The sequence below is a fragment of the Streptomyces sp. NPDC085944 genome (genome assembly GCF_040686295.1).
GTDB classification, from domain to species: domain Bacteria; phylum Actinomycetota; class Actinomycetes; order Streptomycetales; family Streptomycetaceae; genus Streptomyces; species Streptomyces salinarius.
The window spans coordinates 57,923-79,239 of sequence record NZ_JBFBJX010000015.1 but is presented as its reverse complement, the minus strand read 5'-3'; the positions used below and the strand labels follow the sequence as shown (position 1 = coordinate 79,239).

Genomic DNA, 21,317 nt, shown 5'->3' with positions numbered 1-21,317 from the left:
GAGGTCATTACGGTCGGACGCATGGGGTACGAATTCAAGGCTGCGGAAGACCTCGTGACGGCGTTGCGTGCCGGTGAGGTGACATCGGTGGAGCTGACCGACGAGGCGATCGCCCGCATCGAGCGGGACGACGAGGTGATCAACGCGATCTGCGTGCCGGACTTCGACCGTGCGCGGGCCGCCGCGCGCGATGCCGACCGGGCGCGTGCCCGGGGCGAGGACCGGCCACTGCTCGGTGTTCCGGTGACGGTCAAGGAGTCCTACAACGTCGCCGGGCTGCCCACGACATGGGGCATGCCCCAGTTCCGGGACCACGTGCCGGCCGAGGACGCGGTACAGGTGTCGCGGCTCCGGCGGGCCGGCGCGGTGATGCTCGGGAAAACCAATGTGCCTTTGGGGCTGCAGGATCTGCAGAGCTTCAACGACATCTACGGCACCACCAACAACCCGTGGGACCACGCGCGCACGTCGGGCGGATCGTCCGGTGGCTCGGCGGCGGCCCTGGCGTGCGGCTTCGGCGCGCTGTCCATCGGCTCCGACATAGGCGGCTCGTTGCGTACGCCCGCGCACTTCTGCGGTGTCTACGCGCACAAGCCGACACTGGGGTTGGCGGCGAACCGCGGCATGGTCCCGCCCCTCGCACCGGCGTTGCCGGTCGACCTCGACCTCGCGGTCGTCGGCCCCATGGCGCGCACCGCCCGCGACCTCGCGCTCCTGCTCGACGTCATGGCCGGGCCGGACCCGCTGACGCTCGGCGTGGCGCACGACCTGAAGCTACCGCTCGCACGCCACCGGCGGCTGAGCGACTTCCGGGTCCTGGTCCTCGACGAGCATCCGTTGATCGCGACCGGGTCCGCCGTACGGGCCGCTGTGAACCGGGTGGCCGACGAACTCGCGGACGGCGGCGCCCGCGTCGAACGGCACACTCCGCTGCTGCCCGACCTGGCCGAAGCCGCGACGCTCTACACACAGTTGCTGTTCTCGGGCTCCGTGGCGCGCTTTCCCGTCGACGCGTACGAGCAGCTTCGTGCCCGCGCAGCCGGGCTGAGCGCGGAGGACCGGGGTCTCGACGCGGCTCGGCTGCGCGGGATGGTGTTCAGCCACCGCGACTGGCTCGAGGCGAACGACCGCCGTGAGCTCCACCGTCACGGCTGGCGGCGGTTCTTCGCCGAGTTCGACGCCGTGGTGTGCCCGATCACGCCGACTCCGGCGTTCCCGCACGACCACGACCCCGATCTGCTGGAACGCCGGATCGACATCGACGGCGTCGAGTATCCGTTCTTCGACCAGCTCGTCTGGGCCGGGCTGGCCACGATGCCGGGCCTGCCGGCCACCGCGATACCGGCGGGCCCGTCCTCCGACGGCCTGCCGGTGGGCGTACAGCTCGTCGGTCCGATGTACGAGGATCGTACGCCGCTGCGGCTGGCCGAACTGCTCGAGCAGCGGATCGGAGGCTTCCGGCCACCGCATCGTGGTGTGCTGCCGGAGTGAGGCGACCGGCGCCAGTCGTCCGGGACCATGAAGCATGCTCTCGGACGACTGGCACCTCACCGAAGACGTCGACGACTTCCTCGCCCGAGCCGGGGACTTCCTGTGCTCGCGCGCCGCCCTGCACAACACGCCGCTGACGGACCTGGAGAAGCTGCGGGTACGCAGGGCAGCCGATCACGATGCCGCATCCGACGTCTTCGGACGGCTGGAATCGGCGGGTGAGGTCCGCGCCGTCTTCTATCTCACTGCTCGTGGACGCCTGGGCCTCACTCCCCTGCCGGCCGGGCAGACCGAGGTTCTCGCTGCCCGCCTGGCCGAAGTCGACGACGAAGCCCAGGGCATCCAGCAGCAGCCCCGGCTCCAGGCTGGTCACGTACGTTCCGTCGCCCTGCCGCACGTCGAGCAACCCGGATGAGCGTGAGCGCCTTGACCGCCTCTCTCAGGGAGTTGCGGGACAGCCCCAGCTGCTCGGCCAGAACGGCCTCCTTGGGCAGCCGTTGCCCCGGGCGCAGCTCGCCGTCGACGATCATGTCCTTGATCTTCTCGATCGCCTCATCGGTGACCAGCACGGTGGCACTTCCTTGTCCGGGCGGCGCCACCATACATCGGATGAATACAGGGGCGACGCCGGCCCGGCCGGCGCTCTGTTCCCCACGGCTGGGACGGTGCGGGGATCGACGCGGTGGCAGCCGGCGGGGCCGGCTCCGTTCAGGGCTGCCGTGCCGCAGGGCTCTCGATCCCCGCCGTGCTGGCCCGCACGACCAGCACGGGCTCGACCGAGGCGGGTTCCGGTGTCGCCGCCGGGTCCGCGATGGACCGCATCAGGTGGGCGACCGCGAGGGCGCCCATCTCGGCGAACGGCTGGGCCACCGTGGTCAGCGAGGGCGAGCAGTACTCGGCGAGCGCGATGTCGTCCACCCCGACGACGGAGATGTCCTGCGGCACTCTGCGGCCGAGTTCGTGCAGCGCCCGGATCACTCCGAAGGCCATTTCGTCGCTGGCCACGAACACCGCGGTGACGTCGGGGATCTTGCCGAGGACCAGTCCGTTGCGATACCCGGAGGCGGGTGTCCAGTCTCCCTCCAGCACCGGTGGCACGGAGAGTCCGGCCTTCTCGAGAGTGTCCCGCCAGCCGGCGCTGCGACTGGCGGCGTCGAGCCACTCCTTCGGCCCCGACAGGTGCCAGACGGTCTCGTGGCCCCATTCGATCAGGTGGCGGGTCGCCAGGCGTGCGACCAGCGTCTGGTCCACGGCGACCACCTCCGTCGCCGAGGTCCTCGATCCGTCGACGGTGACGGTCGGAACCGAGCGCGTGAGCTGCTCGATCCTCGGGCTCACGTGGACCAGCGGCACGGAGAGGATCACTCCCTCGACGTCCTGCTCCGCGAGCCGGGACAGCGCGCTCTCGATGGCCGCGGTGTCCAGGGACGCCGTCGTCGCGGTGCTGACCGAGTACCCGGCCTCGTGCGCCGCGGTCTCGATGCCGAAGATCAGGTTCGCGCGGGAGTAGAAGGTGGTCTGCAACGTGACGACGCCGATCGTCCGGCTGCGCCCGGACGACAGCATCCGCGCCGCGTTGTTCTTGCGGTAGCCGAGCTGCTCCACCGCGGCCAGCACCTTGGCGCGGGTCTCGTGCTGAACGTTGGGATGGCCGGACAGGGTCCGTGACACCGTCTGGGCGGAGACTCCGGCGAGCCGGGCCACGTCGGTCATGCCGGGCTGCCGTGCGACGCCGTCGTCGACCGACCGCTTGTTCACGGGCACTCCGTCGGCTCCTGACCTTTCCGATGACATCGCTCGCCTCTCCGTTCACACCACGGCCCGAGCCGTCGGCGCAGGTGATGGTCCGCCTCGGAGTCTAGCCAGGCGAACCCTATTGGCATCGATAACATCCTCTGCCATAGTTCCCGCCAGCACCCACCTCGAGTGAGCGAGTCTCCATCGCACGTGCCGCAGCAGACACCGGGGAGCCGAAGTGACAACTGCATGGCAGCGATAACACCACGGTGGGCACACGACGAGAACCGAGCGCCGAGGCCGAAGGCCGACCCCGTATCCCGTCCGACCGAGGAGGAAGTCAGCCAGTGGACACCAAGGCACCCTCGTCACCCCGCCCGCCCGGACGCAGACGGGTGCCGCATTCGGGCGCCGTCGTCGCGGCGCTCGGCCTCACCCTCGGCATGCTGTCGGCCGCCGCCGTACCCGCGGGCGCGGCCCCGCCCCGGGCCTCCTCCGCTCCGGCGCCGACGGCGACGCCGGTGAAACTGAGCCAAGGCGGCCTGACCGTCACCGTGGCGAAGGAGTTCCCCCAGGTCATCTCCTACCGGCTGGGACAGCGCACTCTCGGCGGACAGCCGACGGCGCTGGACAGCTTCACCATCAACGGCGAGGCCCACCGTGCCACCACCGGCATGACGGCGGACGGCGACAGGGCGACCTACACCTCCGTGTTCGAGGACCTGCCCGGTCTCACGATCACCTCCACGATCACGGTCACCGAGGACACGACGGTCGTCTTCGCCGTCGAGAAGATCTCCGGCAAGGCCGCCTCGACCGTGCGCACCCTCGCGATCCCCGGTCAGTCCCTGGTGTCCGTGGACTCCTCCGACCCGGGCGCGAACCTCGCGCGGACGAAGATCTCGACGGATTCGACGACGACCGCCGACCGCTTCGTCCCCGTCACGGCCGACACGCCCCCGGACAAGGGACCGGTCGGCACCCCGTACGCGTTCGTCGGCAACGCGCAGCTCTCGGCGGGCGTCATCACCAACGCGACCGAGGACTCGCCGCAGGGCGACAACACCAATGGGAACAACCGCCTGCAGTCCCGCATCGTCGACGCGGGCGAGGGCCGACGCCGCGCGCAACTGTCGGTCGGCACCTACACCTACCATCCCGACGGCGCCACCGACCCCCGCGTCGACACCTACGAGCTGCCCCGGGCGACCGTGGTCCTCGCCGCCGACGCCAACGAGGACGGCACGGTCGACTGGCAGGACGGCGCCATCGCCCACCGCGCGCACATGCGCAGCCCGCTCGGCGCGGAGCGGGTGCCCGAGCGCGTGGTCCAGCGGATCCCGTTCAACTTCGCCAGTCAGGCCACCAATCCGTTCCTCAAGACGCTGGACAACACCAAACGCATCTCCATGGCCACCGACAACCTCGGCCAATGGGTGCTGGAGAAGGGGTACGCAAGCGAGGGCCACGACTCCGCGCACCCCGACTACGGCGGCAACGAGAACGTCCGCGCGGGCGGCTGGAAGGACCTGAACCGCCTCACCCACACCGGCGCGGACTACAACGCGGACTTCGCCGTCCACGTCAACGCCACCGAGGCCTACGCACAGGCGAAGACCTTCACCGAGGACATGGTCGAGGGCCGGCCCGACGGATGGGACTGGCTCAACCAGGCCTACCACATCGACCAGCGCAAGGACCTGGGCACCGGCGCCGTCCTCGACCGCTTCAGGCAACTGCGAAAGGACGCGCCGGGTATCAAGACCGTCTACATCGACGCCTACTACTCCAGCGGCTGGCTGGCCGACGGCCTGGCCGCCGAGCTGCGCAAGATGGGCTTCGAGGTCGCCACCGAGTGGGCGTACAAGTTCGAGGGCTCCTCGGTGTGGTCGCACTGGGCCGCCGACAAGAACTACGGCGGCGCCACCAACAAGGGCGTCAACTCGAACATCGTCCGCTTCATCGCCAACGCCGACCGCGACGTGTGGAACGTCGATGCGCTGCTCGGCGGGGCCAGCGTCGTCGAGTTCGAGGGGTGGACCGGTCACGACGACTGGAACGCCTTCTACCGCAACATCTGGACCGACAACCTGCCGACCAAGTTTCTCCAGCACTACGAGGTGATGGACTGGGATCTCGGCAAGTCCGCCCGGCTCACCGGTGGGGTGAGCGTGGAGTCCGTCGACGGCGAGCGGCGGATCTCCATGGGCGACGCCGAAGTCCTCCGGGGCGACACCTATCTGCTGCCCTGGGGCAGCGCGAAGAAGGGCGACGGCGTCTCCTCGCCCGGCGACGCCGACAAGATGTACTTCTACAGCGCCTCCGGCGGAGAGCACACCTTCGAACTGACCGACCAGTTCGCGGGCGAGAAGAACTTCACTCTCTACGAACTCACCGACCAGGGCCGGGCGGGGAAGGCCCGGGTGAAGGCCCATGACGGCCGGGTGACCCTCACCGCCGAGAAGGGCCGGCCCCACGTCCTCGTGCCGAACGGCGGCAGGGCGCCGCACCGCGGCGCCCACTACGGCGAGCACACCGGGCTGTCCGACCCCGGATTCAACGGCGGGGACCTGGACGACTGGAACGCACGGGGCGGCGCGCGGATCGTCCGGGCCGACAACGGCGACAACGTGGTGCGACTGGGTGACGGTGCCTCCGGCATCTCTCAGCGGGTTCGCGGTCTGACCCCGGGCAAGCGGTACACGCTCGGCGCGGACGTCGAGATCGGCCCCGGCGCCCGCCGGGCCACGACGCTGCGGGTGGACGGCGGAACGGATACAAAGGCCCGGACCTTCGACGTCACGCCGGCGCAGAACACGATGGCCTCCGACGAGAAGCGGGACACCTACTCCCAGCGAGCCTCCGTCTCGTTCACCGCGCCGCGCGGCGGCACGGTCACCGTGGACCTCGGGGCCGTCCCGGGCGGCGCCCCCGTCGTACTGGACGACGTACGCGTCATGGCGGACACCACCGCGCCCCACCCCACCGGCAAGGACGGCACCGCGCCCCACCCCACCGGCAAGGACGGCACCGTCGTCGCCCACGACGACTTCGAGGGCAACCAGCCCGGCTGGGGTCCGTTCGTCAAGGGCGACGCCGGAGGCGTCACCGACCCCCGCACGAGCATCAGCGAGCTGCACGAGCCCTACAGTCAGAAGCAGTGGAAGAACACCTACTCCCCCTACGACGCCGGGACCCTGAAGGGCAAGGCGGTCGACGACGTACTGGCCGGCCGGCACTCGCTGAAGTCCCACTCGGAGAACACCGGGCTGGTCCACCGCACGACCCCCGCCACGGTGCCTTTCGAGGAGGGCCACGCCTACCGGGTCTCCTTCTCGTACCAGACCAACATCGAGGGCCAGTGGGCCTGGGTGACGGGCGCCGACCGGGTCGCGGACGGCAGGACCACCTCCTGGGACATCACCCGCGACGTCCTGGAGCCGGCCCTGGACACGGCGGCCTACTCCCGTGAGATCGTCGCCGGCTGCGGGGACGCCTGGGTCGGCCTGCGCAAGCTCGGCAGCGCCCGGGGCACCGACCTGGTCATCGACGACTTCACCGTGACCGACCTGGGCAAGGCGAAGACCGGGGCCGCCTGCGCCGCGGTCACGGCACCGAACGGCGTCGAGCTCAGCCCCGGCGTCCCCGGTGAGTACGTCACGACCTTCACCAACCACGAGACCGCCGACGCCGCGAACGTCGGCATCACGCTCCCCGGCCTGCCCGAGGGCTGGAAGGCCCGGGTGAAGGAGAAGAACGGCAACCTCTTCGAGAGCGTGCGGCCGGGCGCGACCGTGCGCACCGCCTGGCTCCTGACCCCACCGGCCGGCACCACGGACACCTCCCCCACGTGGAAGGTGACCGCCACCTACGCCCACGGCGGGGACACCAGGACCGTCTCGGCCGACGCACGGGCCGCGGTGAGCGACGAGCCCGTCCTCTCACCGGGCTCGATGACCGCGACCGCCGACTCGGAGAACACCTCCTCGGGGGCCGGCGAGGGGCCGGTTTCCAACGTCCTCGACGGTGACGCCGGAACCATCTGGCACACCGACTACACGGCCTCCCAGGCGCCGTATCCGCACTGGGTGACGCTGAAGCTCGGCGGCGCCGCCGACATCGACGGGTTCGGATACCTGGGCCGGCAGAGCGGCGGCCCGAACGGGCGCGTCGCCGACTACGAGGTCGCCGTGTCGGACGACGGGAGGGACTGGACGACGGTGGCCGGCGGCACCCTGAAGGACGTCCCGCAGACGCAGCGGGTCTCCTTCGACCGGGTCCGCGCCTCCTACGTCCGGTTCACCGCGCTCAACGCCCTCAACAAGCAGCCCTTCGCGGCCGCCGCCGAGATGCGCGTGTACGGCGTGCCCGTGGAGCTGCCGGCGGGCTACCCGCCGGGCGAACGCCCGGCCGACACCCGCTGAGTCAACGACCGTGTGCGGCCCGCCCCGAGGAGCGGGCCGCACCTTGCCGTGCGCGCAGACGTCAGTCGAAGGTCTCCACGTATTCCTCCGGCGGCCCGAGGTCGGGGCGGTCGTGCAGGGTGACGCGGTCGCCGAGGCGTTCGAGTTCCAGCACGGTCAGCGTGTTGTCACCGGGGTGCAGGAGCGGGCCGGGCAGATAGAGGGTGGTCTGCGGGCCGATCTCCCAGTAGCGGCCCAGCAGGGCGTCGTTGACCCAGAGAAAGCCCTTGCCGAAGCCGGGCAGGGCGACCCAGGCGTCCGCGGGCTCGGCCACGGACAGGACGGCGGTGGCGAAACCGGCCCGGCCGTCCGACGGGGCCGCCGCCGCGAGGCGGGCGACGTCCTGCGACGTCCACCGGTCGAGTGGCAGCGGACGCATCGTCCAGCCGTGGACCAGCCGCCGCTCCACCCTTACGCCGCCGAGAATGCCCTTGCGCCGTCCCAGCAGCGGGCCGTAGTTGATCCGTCCCTGGTTCTCCACCAGCAGCGCCAGCCGGACGCGTGCTCCGTTTCCGGGGACGGTGAACGAGGCCGTCTCCTCGTCCAGTACGGCAACCGGTGCGTCGTCGACGTACACCTGGGCGCGGTCGTGCAGGCCGGTGACGGTCAGTTCGTGGTTGCCCGGCGGCAGCAGCGGTTGGGCTTCGTAGAGCACCAGGCCGGAGTCCAGGGCGAGTTCCTCGAAGCTCAGTGGCAGTGGTGCGCGCACCGGTTCCGCCGTCGCGCGCAGCGCGCCGAGCAGGGCCGCGTGCCGGGTCACCGGAAGTTCGCGGGGTGTCAGCACAGGTGGTTCGGCCGGCAGCGGGCGTGGGGGTCCCGAGCCGTCCAGCGCGGTCAGTTTCTCCCGCAGGGCGAAGAACTTGGGTGTCAGCGCGCCGTTCTCGGCGATGGGGGCGTCCGAGTCGTAGCTGGTCACGGTGGGCCGGATGCGGTCGCCGTCGTGGTTGGCACCCGCCCACAGGCCGAAGTTGGTGCCGCCGTGCGCCATGTACAGGCTCACCGAGCCGCCCTCGTCGAGGATGTCGCCGACGGTCTGAGCCGCGCCGGCCGCCGGCCGGACGTGGTGCTTCTCGCCCCAGTGGTCGAACCAGCCGTTCCAGAACTCCGCGCAGAAGAAGGGCTCCCCGGGACGGCGGGAGCGCAGCAGTTCCGCCACCTGGCGGGGGCGTGAGCCGAAGGTCGCCGCCGCCAGGTGGCCGGGCAGGGCGCCACCGTCCTGCATCAGCGCGGTGGGTCCGTCGGCCGTGTAGAGCAGTTCGGTGACGCCCCGGGCGACGAGGGCGTCCCGCACGTGGCGGACATAGGCGTGGTCGTCGCCGTAGCTGCCGTACTCGTTCTCGATCTGCACGGCCACGACCGGTCCGCCCCGGCCGGCCTGGAGGTCCGCGACCCGCGGGATCAGCTCGTCGAACCAGCGGTCGACCGCCTCCAGGAACGGGCCGTGGGAGGTGCGCAGCCGCATCCCTGGGGTCCCGGTCAGCCAGGCGGGCAGACCGCCGTTGTCCCACTCGGCGCAGATGTAGGGGCCCGGCCGCACCACGACGTCCAGCCCCTCCTCCTGGGCCAGCCGGACGAAACCGGCCAGGTCGCGCGGGCCGTCGAAACGGATGTCGCCCTCGGTGCGCTCGTGGAAGTTCCACGGGACGTAGGTGTCGACGGTGTTCAGGCCGAGGGCGGCCAGCCGTCGGAGCCGGTCGGCCCAGTGGCCGGGATGGACCCGGAAGTAGTGCAGCGAGCCCGCCAGGAGGCGGTGCGGGCGCCCGTTCCGCAGCAAAGTGCCGTCGGCGTGGGTCAGGGTGGCCGACGGGGAAGCAGCCGGAGAGGAGGTGGTCACTTGACGGCTCCAGCGGTCATGCCCGCGCGCCGGAAACTCTGGAGCGCGAGGAAGGTGATCACTGCGTACAGGCTCTCGGTATGTTATCGATGCTCGCAAGGCTTATCGCCCGTGTATAGCGGGAACTATGGCAGAGAATGTTATCGATGCCAACGCTGTGCCGAGCTCGCACCCGCCCACGGCCGACGGGCCGAGGGGGCTTCCGCGTCCTGTTGCGGAGAGACGCCCGGGGGCCGCGGTCGAGGGGGTGCACTCCGACGGCCGCCGAATGCACCGCTGGCCCGTTCGAGTGCAATGAGCCCGCGCCGTCCCGCGTGTCATTTGCCTTCAGCGTCACGCTGCGCTTCGCGCAACGAGAATGCCCGTCGTAACCTGACGCAAAGTATCTGGAGGCATGCTCGCTGTGACCACCGTCGAAGGGCCTCACAGCCCCGCAGCTGGCGAACATTACGCGGACGAACTGCCTCTTGCGCGCAAGACGCCCGGCAACGTAGTGATCAAGTGGTTGACGACCACGGACCACAAGACGATCGGCACCCTGTACCTGGCGACGTCGTTCGCGTTCTTCCTGATCGGCGGCGTGATGGCGCTCTTCATGCGCGCCGAGCTGGCCCGGCCGGGACTGCAGATCCTCTCCAACGAGCAGTTCAACCAGGCGTTCACGATGCACGGCACGATCATGCTGCTGGTGTTCGCGACGCCGCTGTTCGCCGGCTTCACCAACTGGATCATGCCGCTGCAGATCGGCGCGCCGGACGTCGCCTTCCCCCGGCTGAACATGTTCGCCTACTGGCTGTACCTGTTCGGCTCGCTCATCGCGGTGGCCGGGTTCCTGACCCCGAACGGTGCCGCCGACTTCGGCTGGTTCGCCTACAACCCGCTGTCCAACGCGGAGCACTCGCCCGGGATCGGCGGTGACCTGTGGATCATGGGTCTGGCCTTCTCCGGCTTCGGCACCATCCTCGGCTCGGTCAACTTCATCACCACGATCGTCTCCATGCGTGCGCCGGGCATGACCATGTTCCGCATGCCGATCTTCACCTGGAACGTGCTGCTGACCGCCGTGCTGGTCCTGTTCGCCTTCCCGGTGCTGGCCGCGGCCCTGTTCGCGCTGGAGGCCGACCGGAAGTTCGGTGCCCACATCTTCGACTCGTCCAACGGCGGAGCGTTGCTGTGGCAGCACCTGTTCTGGTTCTTCGGGCATCCGGAGGTGTACATCATCGCGCTGCCGTTCTTCGGCATCGTCACAGAGATCCTGCCGGTCTTCTCCCGCAAGCCGGTCTTCGGCTACATGGGTCTGGTCGGCGCGACGATCGCGATCGCGGGTCTGTCGGTGACGGTGTGGGCCCACCACATGTTCGTCACGGGCGGCGTACTGCTGCCGTTCTTCTCCTTCATGACCTTCCTGATCGCGGTCCCGACCGGTGTGAAGTTCTTCAACTGGATCGGCACCATGTGGAAGGGCTCGCTGTCCTTCGAGACACCGATGCTGTGGTCCACCGGCTTCCTGATCACCTTCCTCTTCGGCGGGCTGACCGGCATCATCCTGGCCTCGCCGCCGCTGGACTTCCACGTCTCCGACTCGTACTTCGTGGTGGCGCACTTCCACTACGTGGTGTTCGGCACCGTGGTGTTCGCGATGTTCGCCGGCTTCCACTTCTGGTGGCCCAAGTTCACCGGCAAGATGCTCGACGAGCGCCTCGGCAAGATCACGTTCTGGACGCTGTTCGTCGGCTTCCACGGCACCTTCCTCGTCCAGCACTGGCTGGGCGCCGAGGGCATGCCCCGCCGTTACGCGGACTACCTGGCGGCCGACGGCTTCACCGCCCTCAACACGATCTCGAGCATCGCTTCGTTCCTGCTGGGCCTGTCCATGCTCCCGTTCCTGTACAACGTGTGGAAGACGGCCAAGTACGGCAAGCCGGTCGGCGTGGACGACCCGTGGGGCTACAGCCGTTCGCTGGAGTGGGCGACCTCCTGCCCGCCGCCGCGGCACAACTTCTGCACCATGCCCCGCATCCGCTCCGAGTCGCCCGCCTTCGACCTGCACCACTTCGACCTCACGTCACTGGACCAGAAGGAGAACACCGGCCAGCGTGACGTCATGGACGCGGCGGGCCACGAAGGCGAACGGTCATGACCGGCGGTCGGCACCCGCGCCCGCCCGTGGGCGACGCCGCGACCATCGCCACGCAGGCGGAGGGATTTCTGCGGGCGCAGGCCTACTACGACGAAGCCCGGGCCGAGGCACGGGCGCTGTGCGACCGGATGCCGTGGATGACCACGGCCCAGGCCGAGGACTTCACACGGCACTATGTCGACCATCGGATCACTTTGGTGCGGGCCATGCTCAGCGCGACGGTGAAACGGGCCGGAGAGTTGCGCCAGGAGTACGAGGGGCGCTATCTCCAACTCCGCCGCGCCCTGCTCAGGCGGCACGCGGGCTGGGTCTCGGTCGCGCTGGCGTCCGCCACGGGACTGCACGTCATGGCCTGGATCTGGCTGCGGTAGCCGCGGCGCTGGGCTCGAACCCGTCCGCCCCGTGCGGGAATCGACATCACCGGTGCGTCGATGCGGGTGATCCGGGTGTTGGTCCCGGGAAAGGGCGGACCTGCTGGTCTGTCACACCACGGAGGAGTACTGGCTGCTCGACGCCGTCGGCAGCAGCGCGAAGGTCACCACCGAAGAGCAGCTCGCCCGCTTCGCCGACGACTTCGGGCTGACCGGCGGCCTGGGGCCGGCTACCGCGCCGCGATGCCCCAGGCCCCGGTGCTCGACGTCCACCTCGCCGTCTACGGCGATCTGATGTCCGGTGAGTACGGCAACCGGCTCGCCGAACGCCACGCCCGGACCGGCGGCCGGGCCTTCCTGTCCCGTTTCGACCGGCGACGCGCCGACGCGCGAGGAGTCGTGCGTGTCCGGCACTGTGCAGACGTTCCGTTCGCCTTCGGCAACCTGGACGACGAACGCCTGTCCTCTCTCATCGGCGGGGCACCCGCCCCTGCGGACCGGACGCTGGCACGCCGTGAGCTGCGCGCCTGGGCGGACTTCGCGGGCACCGGCAGCCCGGGCTGGTCACCCGTCGGCGACTACACCACCGAGGTCAGGACGTGCACCGAGGTCAGGACGTGGACGACCGGCGGCCACGCCGACCCATGTGATCATCTCACGGCCGATCTCCGGACTCATTGGGCCAAGGCCGAATTCCCCCTCCTGCATCCGTGAGGCGTCCCGGGGCGAGCCACGGTCTCCGGCAGTTCCAGATGGTCGCCCCGGAACCGGGCCCGTAGCGCGCGATCATGCGTGACCAGCACGATCGCGCCCGGGAACTCGGTCAACGCCTCCTCCAGTTGCTCGACCAGCGCCGGTGACAGGTGGTTCGTCGGCTCGTCGAGCAGCAGGAGATCGGCGGGCTCCGAAACCAGCCGCGCCAGATCCACGCGGCGGCGCTGACCGTACGACAACTCGCCCATGCGCAAGCGTAGTTCCGCCGGACGGAACAGGCCCAGGGCGAGCAGGGCGGCGCCGTGCTCGTCGGGACCACCCACCCGGCCCCTCCCGAACGCCTCGACCACCCTCAGGTCCGGCGGCCACGGCGTCTCCTCCTGGCGCAGACGACCCACCCGGCCCGGCACCCGCACCAAGCCCTCGTCCGGCCGTACTTCACCGGCGAGCAGCTTCAGCAGCGTCGTCTTGCCGGCGCCGTTGGGGCCGGTGACGAGAAGGCGGCCCCGGCGGCCGAGGGCGAGGGACCCCACGCACAGGCGGTCACCCACGTGTACGCCCGACAACCGTACGGCGGGCAGCTCCGCGCAAGCGGTCCCGGTGTCCGTCGCGAAGCCCTCCGCCGTCCGCACCCGCGCCGTGAAGGCGAGCGGGTCCGGCGGCGGCGCCACCGGGTTGTCGGTCAGTCGCTCGACCCGCTCGCGCGCGTTGCGGATGCGGGCCATCACTCCGTGTGCGCGGCCTCGGGCCCGGAAGCCGCCGTGGCCGAAGTTGGCCGGGGACACCTTGCGCGGAATGGCGTTGAGGCGGGCGGCGTGGCAGACGGCCAGGTCCTCGTTGCGAGCCAGCTCGGACCGCCACTCCTCGTACTCCTGGAGCCGTCGGCGGCGCTCCGCCGCCTTCGCCGTGCGGTAGCCCGGGTATCCGTCGCCGTAGCGGGTGACGCTCCCCGCCTCGGCCTCCAGCACCGTGGTGGTCAGGCGCTCCAGGAAGACACGGTCGTGGGTGACCACGAGCACCGTGCCGGGGTGCGCCCGCAGTTGCCCCTCCAGCCATTGCACGGCGTGGTCGTCCAAGTCGTTGGTCGGCTCGTCCAGGAGCAGGGTCTCCGGGCGGCCGGCGAGGACGCCGGCCAGCGCCAGACGGGAGCGTTCGCCGCCGGAGAGGGTGCCGAGCCGGCGTTCACGGCGGAGCCCCGGCAGGCCGAGGTGGTGCAGGGCGGTGTCCACGCGGCGGTCGGCGTCGTAGCCGCCCCGGGCCTCGTAGCGCGCGAGGAGCACGGCGTAGGCCGCGAGTGCGGCCGGGGCTTCATCCTCGCCCAGCGTCTGCTCGGCCCGGCGCAGTTCGGCCTCCAGGGCCCGCAGGTTTGCGAGGGCCAAATCTACGGCGTCCTGGACGGTTGCCGTTGGGGGTAGCGGGAGGGTCTGCGGCAGGTAGCCGATCCCGCCGGCGGAGGTCACCGTCGCCTCACCGCTGTCGGGGCGCTCCCGGCCTGCGAGGATCCTGAGGAGGGTGGACTTGCCGGCGCCGTTGTCACCGATCAGTCCGGCTTTCTCACCCGGTTTCAGGGAGAAGGAGACCTGGTCCAGAACGGTGCGGCCCGGGTAGCGCTTGGTGACGTGACTCAGGGTGAGTTGTGAGGTGTGCAAGGTCGGGTCCCTCCTGGCCGCGCCCGTGGTGGCCCGGCCGGATCGGGGTGGATGGCTGCACGGCGAGGCGCTGCGACGGCGGAGCGGTGCTCTACGCCGTCGGCGCCGGTGATCTCACAGGGAACCCATGGGGAGGACGGTACGCCAGGACGACCCCATTGGCAAGACGATACGTCTCGCCTTGTTTTCCGGTGGGGCATGGGCGGGCTCGGTGGCCCGTCCCGGGCGGTCGTGTCCCTACGGCCGTTTCCGCAGCCGGGTGGTGGATGGGCGACTCCCTCTCGCCTGCGTACCGGGGCGGCCTGTTGCCGGAGCCCCGGAAAGGGGCGTCGGGGTGAGGACGACCGCGTCCCTCCGCGCCACCGCCGACGGGCACCTCGTCGAGACCGCCGCGGGTGACCTGCGAAACCTGCTGATCCCGCACGCCGACCGGACCCGGGTGCACTACCTCACCCCGGAGCGGCCTCGCGCGGAGTTGTGAACCGCACGAGGCCCCCGGGCCTAGTAAGTGTCGTAGCCGGGCTCGCCGTTCGGCCGGTAGACGCCGACGACGGTGCCGCCCTTCGTGGTCGAGACGCTGACCGGCTCCAGCGCGGTGGGAATCGTTCCGTCGGCGAACAGCCGCTTGCCGGTCCCGATGATCACCGGATGGATGGTCAGCCGGTACTCGTCGACGAGACCGTGACGCATGAGGGTCTGGGCGAGGTCGCCGCTGCCGACGACGTTCACGTTGCCGCCCTCGGACGCCTTCAGCTCGCGTACGGCATCGGCGACGTCGCCCTCCAGCAGCGTGGAGTTCTGCCACGCGACGGACGTCAGGGTCCGGGAGGCCACGTACTTCCGCATGCTGTTCATCCGCCGGGTGAACGGGTTGCCGGGATCGGCGGTCGGCCAGTACGACGCGAAGATGTCGTACGTCTTGCGGCCCAGCAGCATCGCGTCGGACTGCTCGTACCAGGCGGCGACGGCCGCGCCGACCTCGTCGTCGTCCACCGGCTTCTGCCAGCCGCCGTGCCGGAAGCCGCTCTCGGCGTCCTCGTCCGGACCGCCCGGCGCCTGCATGACGCCGTCCAGCGTCAGGAACGTGCAAACGATGACCTTGCGCATGGTGCGCTCCCTTCGTCGGGCGTGTACGACGGGCGGACCGCGCGGTCGCCGGAAACTCATCGGTGGTCGTCGAGCATCCGCTCCAGCCGGTCGAAACGCTCGTGCAGCGCTCGGGTCGTCTGCGTGTACACCTCCTCGGCGGCCCGCTCGGTGTGGCGCACCAGGTGGCCCCGGCGCTCCTGTTCCCTTCCGACGAACCAGGTGGCCAGCGCGGCGGTGACCAGGCCGAAGGCGGTGATCCCGGCGACCATCACCACCACGGCCACGAGCCGTCCCCACAGGGTCACGGGATACAGATCGCCGTAGCCGACGGTCGTCGCGGTCTCCACGGACCACCACAGGGCCCTCGGATACGTGGTCAGCTGCGCCCCCGGCGCGCCGCGCTCGGCGAGGACGGCGCCGTACGAACCCGCGAGGAGTACGACCGCCAGGGCGACCGTCGCGGCGCACGCGGCCCTCCAGTGGAGCGCACTGCTGTGGCGCCCGAGCAGCAGTTTGACCAATCTGGCCAGGAGTCCGGACAGCATGGGTGACATGCTCCGCCACCGGCCGGGACGACGGTGCGGCAACGCGCCGGTGCGGGTCGTAAATCGGTCGCGTCCGGCGGCTCTCCGCAGCAGACTGTGGCTCGTGGATCGCTTGGTGGAGATCGCGAATCGACTGGTCGGCGTCGGGGGCGTCGTCGCGGTGTGCCTGGGAGGCAGCCGGGCGACGGGGACGCACGACCCCGGCTCCGACTACGACCTGGGCCTGTACTACCGGCCGCCGCTGGACACCGCCGCTCTGCGTCTGCTGGCGGCCGAGCTGACCGGCGGGGCGGTCGAGGTCACCGAGCCGGGCGGCTGGGGGCCGTGGGTCGACGGGGGTGGCTGGCTGACCGTCGACGGACATCGCGTCGACTGGATCTACCGCGACATGGACCGGGTGCACCGCGTCTGGCGGCAGTGCCGGGCCGGGCAGTTCGAGGTCGGCGCCCAGCCGGGCCATCCTCTGGGGGTGTACTCCCACGCCTACGCCGGTGAGGTCGCCCTGGGACGCGTTCTCGCCGATCCCAGTGGCGAGCTTCGAGCCCTGCGGGAGCAGACCCGCGTCTATCCGGAGCCGCTGCGCCGGGCGCTCATCCACAACGCCCGGTGGGAGGCTCCGTTCATCCTGGCCGGCGCGCGCAAGGGGGCCGCCCGCGGTGACACCTTCTACGTCGCCGGCTGCCTCTTCCGTGCGGTCGGCCTCCTCGTGCACGCGCTCCACGCTCATGCCGGGCGCTGGGTGCTCAACGAAAAGGGCGCGGTGCGGGCCGCCGCGGAGCTTCCCGGTGCCCCCGCGGACTTCGCCGGGCGGGCGCACGCGCTGTTCTCCGTGCTCGGTACGGCGCCGGACGCGCTCGCTGCCGCGCTGGACGACGCCGACGGGCTGGTCGCCGAGGTGTGCGGCGAGCGGGCCGGGTGACCAGGGCACGGTCGAGGCCGCGCCGGAGCCGACGGCCACCCGCTGGTGGCCGTCGGCGCTTCGGCCCGGGGCGCCGGCGCCTGGCCAGGCAGAAGGCCTCCTTGCCGCTGCGCACGGCCTCCTTCTTGTCCGCCTTCAGCAGCCGGTAGCTGGCGAAGTCGGTGAAGTGCCAGTGCACGTGCCCCGGACGCGGGTCCCACTCCATGGTGCAGGTCGGGGTGTACCCGACCTGCTTGCCCTTGGCGTCGTAGAAGTACTGGTACGCGTCCATCCTGGCCTTGCCGGGCGACCGGAAGCCGTCGACCACCAGTTGCGCCGGACCGGCGTTCCACACGTTGGCGCTGAAGGCCAGGTAGTCCTTGCCGGGGATGTCCTACTCCCCGGCGCTGACGACGATGCCGTAAGGCCGGCAGCGAACGCAGGTCGGGCTTGGGGACGTCCGGGACGGAGGCCTTGCCGGTGGGCCGCTTCGCCGGCGGCTGGAGCGCCAGGGCCTTGCGGGAGCCGTCGGTCTGGCCCCCCTTGTCACCGACCGGCAGGGAGCGCGCGGCCTGCTTCTTCTTCAGCGCCCACGGCAGGGCGGGCGGCGCCGCCCTGAGCGGTCCGTGGCCCACGTTGTACGAGGGACGCGCCCCGCTCGTGACCGGCGCGGCGGCCTGGGCGGGTGTCGGGGCGTGCCCCGGCCCGTGGTCCGCGTGCACGTCCGGGGCCGGGTGCGCGGCCACGTGACCGGAGTGCTCGTTCGCCGTCGCGGACCGGGACGCGGCCGACCGTGCGTGCCTCTACTGCCGCTGCCCGAGCGGCAGTTCGGCGAGAACCCGCCAGCCGGTGGGCGTGAGGCCGACCACGTGCAAGGCGCTGATCACCGCCGTGATGGGCAGCGCGGCGGCGGTGCGGCGGGCGATGACGGCGGCGGCTTGCGGGGCCACGTCCAGGGCCACGGTGACGTGCACCGGCGGGCGAGTGCCGAACCGGCCTCCGTAGGGCACCTGCGCCGGAAACGCCGTGCGCACGGCGTCGGCCACCTGGCTCAGTCCGGGCACCGGGACACCGACGAAGCCGCCGGTTTGCTCGACCTCGGCCAGAATGACGGGGATCGGGCCGGCCGGCAGGGCAGCCCGCAGCCGGTGCAGCTCCGGCTCCCCCACCTCGTCGGCGGGCAGCCAGGGGTAGAGCAGCGCGGCGTGCGCGGGCACGTCCGGCCGCACCGCCGCCCCGTCCACCTCGGCGGCCGACCGCAACAGCGGCTCGGCGTCCGGCACCAGCGCCAGCACCGCCGTCGTCCCGGTCCGGGCCACCGTGTTCCTCCCCCGCGCCTCGTCGTCCCATGCTCGGTCCGACCCTACGGCTTTCGGGCGGGACGCCGGTCCGGGTCACGTGCCGGAAAGTCGGATGCGCATACGAGGCGGACACCCCTAGGCTGCGCGGCAGGGGGCGGGCGTGTCACCGCATGGGCCTCTCCTGGGCCGGAGTTCCGGATAGGAACGTCATGGATCAACGTGATGGATCGAGATTGAGCGGCGTATGACCAGTCAACTGTTCGCGATCTGCTTCCACACCTCCCTGCCCGCGGACCTGGCGCGCTTCTGGTCCGGCGTTCTGGGCTGGGAGTTGGCCACCGATGCGGGCGACGACCTCGCCGTGCTGCCTCCGGACGGCGCCGGGTTCCGTATCCGGTTCCTGCCGGACGCAACACCCAAGACCGGCCAGAACCGGGCGCACTTCGACCTCACGAGCACGTCCCCGGAAGACCAGCAGCGGACGGTGGCCAGGGCGCTGCGACTGGGCGGCACACACATCGACGTGGGCCAACTCCCGGAAGAGGGGCACGTGGTGCTCGCCGATCCGGACGGCAACGAGTTCTGCGTCATCGCGGCGGGCAACGACTTCCTGGCCGGCACCGGCACCGTCGGAGCCCTGGCTTGTGACGGCACTCAGGAAGTCGGCTATTTCTGGAGTGAGGCGCTGCGGTGGCCGCTGGTCTGGGACCAGGACCAGGAGACCGCGATCCAGTCCCCGGCCGGCGGCACCAAGATCACCTGGGGTGGTCCCCCGGTGGCGCCGAAGTCCGGCACCAACCGGCTCCAACTCGAACTCGCGCTCCCCGTCGACGCCGACTTCGAGGCGGAGACCGATCGTCTGCTCGCGCTCGGGGCGAAGCACGCCGCCGGTGCCGGTGAGTGGGACCGCGGCCGGGCCTTCATGCTCGACCCGGACGGCAACGAGTTCACGGTGCGACGCGTCGGCTGAAGTGCCGTAGGTGTTCGGCAGCGGCCCGTCAGATCCTCTGGCGGCCTCAGCGTGTCAGCGTCTCGAAGCCGACGTCCGCACAGTACTCGACAAGACGTCCCTCCGCCGCCGAGTCACCGTTGTCCATGGCCTGGGCTGTCGCCTCCCCCAGCGTGCGACCTTCTCCGAGTGACTCGTCCCGCAGAGGTCGCACCGTGAGGAGGGCGATCTGTGCGAGGCCCTCGACCTCGTCGTACCCGGACGACTCGGCCTCGGTCGTCCGTGTGGCGTCGCGAGCCTTCTGCCACACCCCGAGCTGTCGGCAGTACTTCTCCTGCCGGACGGTCAGGAGCTGCTCGTCCTCGCCGTCGGAGGAGGAACACGCGGCCGTCAGCACGAGCAGGGCGAGCGTCGGCAGCAGTGCTGTTCTGAGTGTGCGCACCGCGTCTCCCCCGGCTGGACCTTGATTCGTTCGACGCCCCCTGGCTCAAGGAACCTACACCGTCTTACGCCTGCGTACCGGCGGGGCCCGGGCCGACGCTGCCGCGCGCAGCCGGCCGGAGGGGCCGTGTCGTGATGGCCGAAAGTGGTGGCCGACGCGGAAGGGTTCGACGGCGCCACGCCTGTTGCACATCGGCACACGGGTGTACGGTCTCCGGCCGAAGGCCTTTTGGGAGCGCTCCCATACGTCTTGTCATCTGTCATGCGCACATCAACGAAGGAGGTTGGCGTTGAAACGCATTCTGGCCCTACTCGCGACCGGCGCATCGGTCGTCGGTCTCACTGTGCTCGCCGGGCCCCCGGCCCAGGCGACCACCGGTTGCACGGCGGAGTACACGATCACCAGTCAGTGGGCGGGCGGTTTCCAGGCCGGCGTGAAGGTCACGAACCTGGGTGATCCCGTCAGCGACTGGACGCTCGGGTTCACGATGCCGCACGCCGGCCAGAAGGTCGTCCAGGGCTGGAACGCCACCTGGTCGCAGTCGGGTTCCGCGGTCACCGCCGCCGCAGTCGACTGGAACCGCACACTGGCCACGGGGGCGTCGGCAGACCTGGGCTTCGTCGGAGCCTTCACGGGATCCAACCCGGCGCCCACGTCCTTCAGTCTCAACGGCGTGGCCTGCACGGGATCCGTCACCGACCCGACGGACCCCCCGACCGACCCGCCCGCGACCGGCACCCCCACCGACGTCAACGGGCAACTGCACGTCTGTGGCGTGCACCTGTGCAACCAGTACGACCGTCCCATCCAACTGCGCGGCATGAGCACGCACGGCATCCAGTGGTTCGGCCCGTGCTACGGCGACGCGTCCCTGGACGCGCTCGCCGACGACTGGAAGTCGGACCTGCTCCGCGTGGCCATGTACGTACAGGAGGACGGCTACGAGACCGACCCGGAAGGGTTCACCCGCCAGGTGAACCACCTGGTCGACATGGCCGAGGCGCGGGGCATGTACGCGTTGATCGACTTCCATACGCTCACGCCGGGCGACCCGAACTACAACCTCGACCGGGCCAAGACGTTCTTCTCCTCCGTCGCGGCGCGCAACGCGGACAAGAAGAACGTGATCTACGAGATCGCCAACGAGCCCAACGGCGTGAGCTGGGCGGCCGTCAAGAACTACGCCGAGCAGGTCATCCCGGTCATCCGGGCCGCCGACCCGGACGCCGTCGTGATCGTCGGCACCCGCGGCTGGTCCTCGCTGGGCGTCTCGGACGGCGCGAACGAGAGCGAGGTGGTCAACAACCCCGTGAACGCGACCAACATCATGTACGCGTTCCACTTCTACGCGGCGAGCCACAAGGACAACTACCGGGCGACGGTGAGCCGAGCGGCCTCACGGCTGCCCCTGTTCGTCACCGAGTTCGGCACGGTGAGCGCCACCGGCGGAGGCGCGGTGGACCGGGCGAGCAGCATCGCATGGCTGGACCTGCTCGACCAGCTGAAGATCAGCTATGCGAACTGGACGTTCTCCGACGCCGACGAGGGCAGCGCCGCGTTCAAGCCGGGCACCTGCAACGGTTCCGACTTCAGCAGCAGCGCGGTGCTGACCGAGTCCGGCACGCTGCTGAAGAGCCGGATCAGCACCGCCGACAACTTCCCGACGAGCTGACCCGCGGCGGGGCCCCGGACCC

General features: G+C 70.6%; 15 protein-coding genes and 3 pseudogenes. 9 read left to right on the top strand and 9 right to left on the bottom strand.

Going from position 1 to position 21,317, the window contains the following annotated elements; genetic code table 11:
• Window positions 1-21: 21 nt before the first annotated feature.
• Entirely contained in the window at window positions 22-1,491 is a 1,470-nt protein-coding gene (locus tag AB0P07_RS27330; RefSeq protein ID WP_365555180.1) for an amidase, read from the top strand.
• 316 nt (window positions 1,492-1,807) lie between these two features.
• Here the strand turns inward: AB0P07_RS27330 and AB0P07_RS27325 are convergent.
• Window positions 1,808-2,060: pseudogene (locus AB0P07_RS27325) on the bottom strand (GntR family transcriptional regulator); the annotation flags it as partial.
• A 139-nt stretch (window positions 2,061-2,199) separates the two neighbouring features.
• Window positions 2,200-3,285 (bottom strand): LacI family DNA-binding transcriptional regulator, encoded by a 1,086-nt coding sequence (locus tag AB0P07_RS27320; protein ID WP_365555179.1) that lies wholly within the window; start codon window positions 3,283-3,285, stop codon window positions 2,200-2,202.
• A 290-nt stretch (window positions 3,286-3,575) separates the two neighbouring features.
• Between AB0P07_RS27320 and AB0P07_RS27315 the strand changes: the two genes are divergently transcribed.
• Window positions 3,576-7,652 (top strand): endo-alpha-N-acetylgalactosaminidase family protein, encoded by a 4,077-nt coding sequence (locus AB0P07_RS27315; RefSeq protein ID WP_365555177.1) that lies wholly within the window; start codon window positions 3,576-3,578, stop codon window positions 7,650-7,652.
• Between the two features lie 61 nt (window positions 7,653-7,713).
• Here AB0P07_RS27315 and AB0P07_RS27310 read toward each other — a convergent pair whose 3' ends face one another.
• On the bottom strand, window positions 7,714-9,525 hold the full coding sequence (locus AB0P07_RS27310) for a glycoside hydrolase family 35 protein (protein WP_365555176.1): 1,812 nt from the start codon (window positions 9,523-9,525) through the stop codon (window positions 7,714-7,716).
• Window positions 9,526-9,919: 394 nt separating this feature from the next.
• Here AB0P07_RS27310 and ctaD point away from each other — a divergent pair, with 394 nt between their 5' ends.
• The 3 genes and pseudogenes from ctaD to AB0P07_RS27295 all read left to right on the top strand — a co-directional run.
• Window positions 9,920-11,665, top strand: coding sequence for a cytochrome c oxidase subunit I (gene ctaD, locus AB0P07_RS27305; RefSeq protein ID WP_365555174.1), 1,746 nt, complete (start codon window positions 9,920-9,922; stop codon window positions 11,663-11,665).
• Window positions 11,662-12,036: a hypothetical protein gene (locus AB0P07_RS27300; protein WP_365555172.1), complete on the top strand. Its 375-nt coding sequence runs from the start codon at window positions 11,662-11,664 to the stop codon at window positions 12,034-12,036. Before ctaD ends, AB0P07_RS27300 begins: the two co-directional genes overlap by 4 nt.
• Window positions 12,037-12,118: 82 nt before the next feature.
• Window positions 12,119-12,750: pseudogene (locus tag AB0P07_RS27295) on the top strand (carboxylesterase/lipase family protein); the annotation flags it as partial.
• Here the strand turns inward: AB0P07_RS27295 and AB0P07_RS27290 are convergent.
• Window positions 12,711-14,399, bottom strand: a complete 1,689-nt coding sequence (locus AB0P07_RS27290; protein ID WP_365555169.1) for a TlrC/CarA/OleB/SrmB family ABC-F type ribosomal protection protein — start codon at window positions 14,397-14,399, stop codon at window positions 12,711-12,713. The pseudogene AB0P07_RS27295 and the gene AB0P07_RS27290 sit on opposite strands and share 40 nt — an antisense overlap.
• Window positions 14,400-14,733: 334 nt before the next feature.
• Between AB0P07_RS27290 and AB0P07_RS27285 the strand changes: the two genes are divergently transcribed.
• Window positions 14,734-14,880, top strand: a complete 147-nt coding sequence (locus AB0P07_RS27285; protein ID WP_365555168.1) for a hypothetical protein — start codon at window positions 14,734-14,736, stop codon at window positions 14,878-14,880.
• A gap of 20 nt (window positions 14,881-14,900) precedes the next feature.
• Here AB0P07_RS27285 and AB0P07_RS27280 read toward each other — a convergent pair whose 3' ends face one another.
• Complete coding sequence (locus AB0P07_RS27280) at window positions 14,901-15,506, bottom strand: dihydrofolate reductase family protein (RefSeq protein WP_365555166.1); 606 nt, start codon at window positions 15,504-15,506, stop codon at window positions 14,901-14,903.
• A 56-nt stretch (window positions 15,507-15,562) separates the two neighbouring features.
• A complete protein-coding gene (locus AB0P07_RS27275; protein ID WP_365555164.1) occupies window positions 15,563-16,042 on the bottom strand; it encodes a potassium channel family protein in 480 nt (159 codons plus the stop codon).
• A gap of 94 nt (window positions 16,043-16,136) precedes the next feature.
• On the opposite strand from AB0P07_RS27275, the gene AB0P07_RS27270 reads away from it, so the two are divergent.
• Complete coding sequence (locus AB0P07_RS27270) at window positions 16,137-16,952, top strand: nucleotidyltransferase domain-containing protein (RefSeq protein ID WP_365555163.1); 816 nt, start codon at window positions 16,137-16,139, stop codon at window positions 16,950-16,952.
• 82 nt (window positions 16,953-17,034) lie between these two features.
• Here the strand turns inward: AB0P07_RS27270 and AB0P07_RS27265 are convergent.
• Together AB0P07_RS27265 and AB0P07_RS27260 are read right to left on the bottom strand one after the other, a co-directional pair.
• A pseudogene (locus AB0P07_RS27265) lies at window positions 17,035-17,725 on the bottom strand (protein-lysine 6-oxidase); the annotation flags it as partial.
• A gap of 9 nt (window positions 17,726-17,734) precedes the next feature.
• Complete coding sequence (locus AB0P07_RS27260; RefSeq protein ID WP_365555161.1) at window positions 17,735-18,250, bottom strand: 2'-5' RNA ligase family protein; 516 nt, start codon at window positions 18,248-18,250, stop codon at window positions 17,735-17,737.
• A 226-nt stretch (window positions 18,251-18,476) separates the two neighbouring features.
• Between AB0P07_RS27260 and AB0P07_RS27255 the strand changes: the two genes are divergently transcribed.
• Window positions 18,477-19,202 carry a VOC family protein gene (locus tag AB0P07_RS27255; RefSeq protein WP_365555159.1) on the top strand — a complete coding sequence of 242 codons (726 nt, stop codon included), beginning with the start codon at window positions 18,477-18,479 and terminating at the stop codon, window positions 19,200-19,202.
• A gap of 46 nt (window positions 19,203-19,248) precedes the next feature.
• Here AB0P07_RS27255 and AB0P07_RS27250 read toward each other — a convergent pair whose 3' ends face one another.
• Complete coding sequence (locus AB0P07_RS27250) at window positions 19,249-19,623, bottom strand: hypothetical protein (RefSeq protein ID WP_365555157.1); 375 nt, start codon at window positions 19,621-19,623, stop codon at window positions 19,249-19,251.
• A gap of 289 nt (window positions 19,624-19,912) precedes the next feature.
• On the opposite strand from AB0P07_RS27250, the gene AB0P07_RS27245 reads away from it, so the two are divergent.
• Window positions 19,913-21,295 (top strand): cellulase family glycosylhydrolase, encoded by a 1,383-nt coding sequence (locus AB0P07_RS27245; protein ID WP_365555156.1) that lies wholly within the window; start codon window positions 19,913-19,915, stop codon window positions 21,293-21,295.
• The last annotated feature ends 22 nt before the right edge of the window (window positions 21,296-21,317 follow it).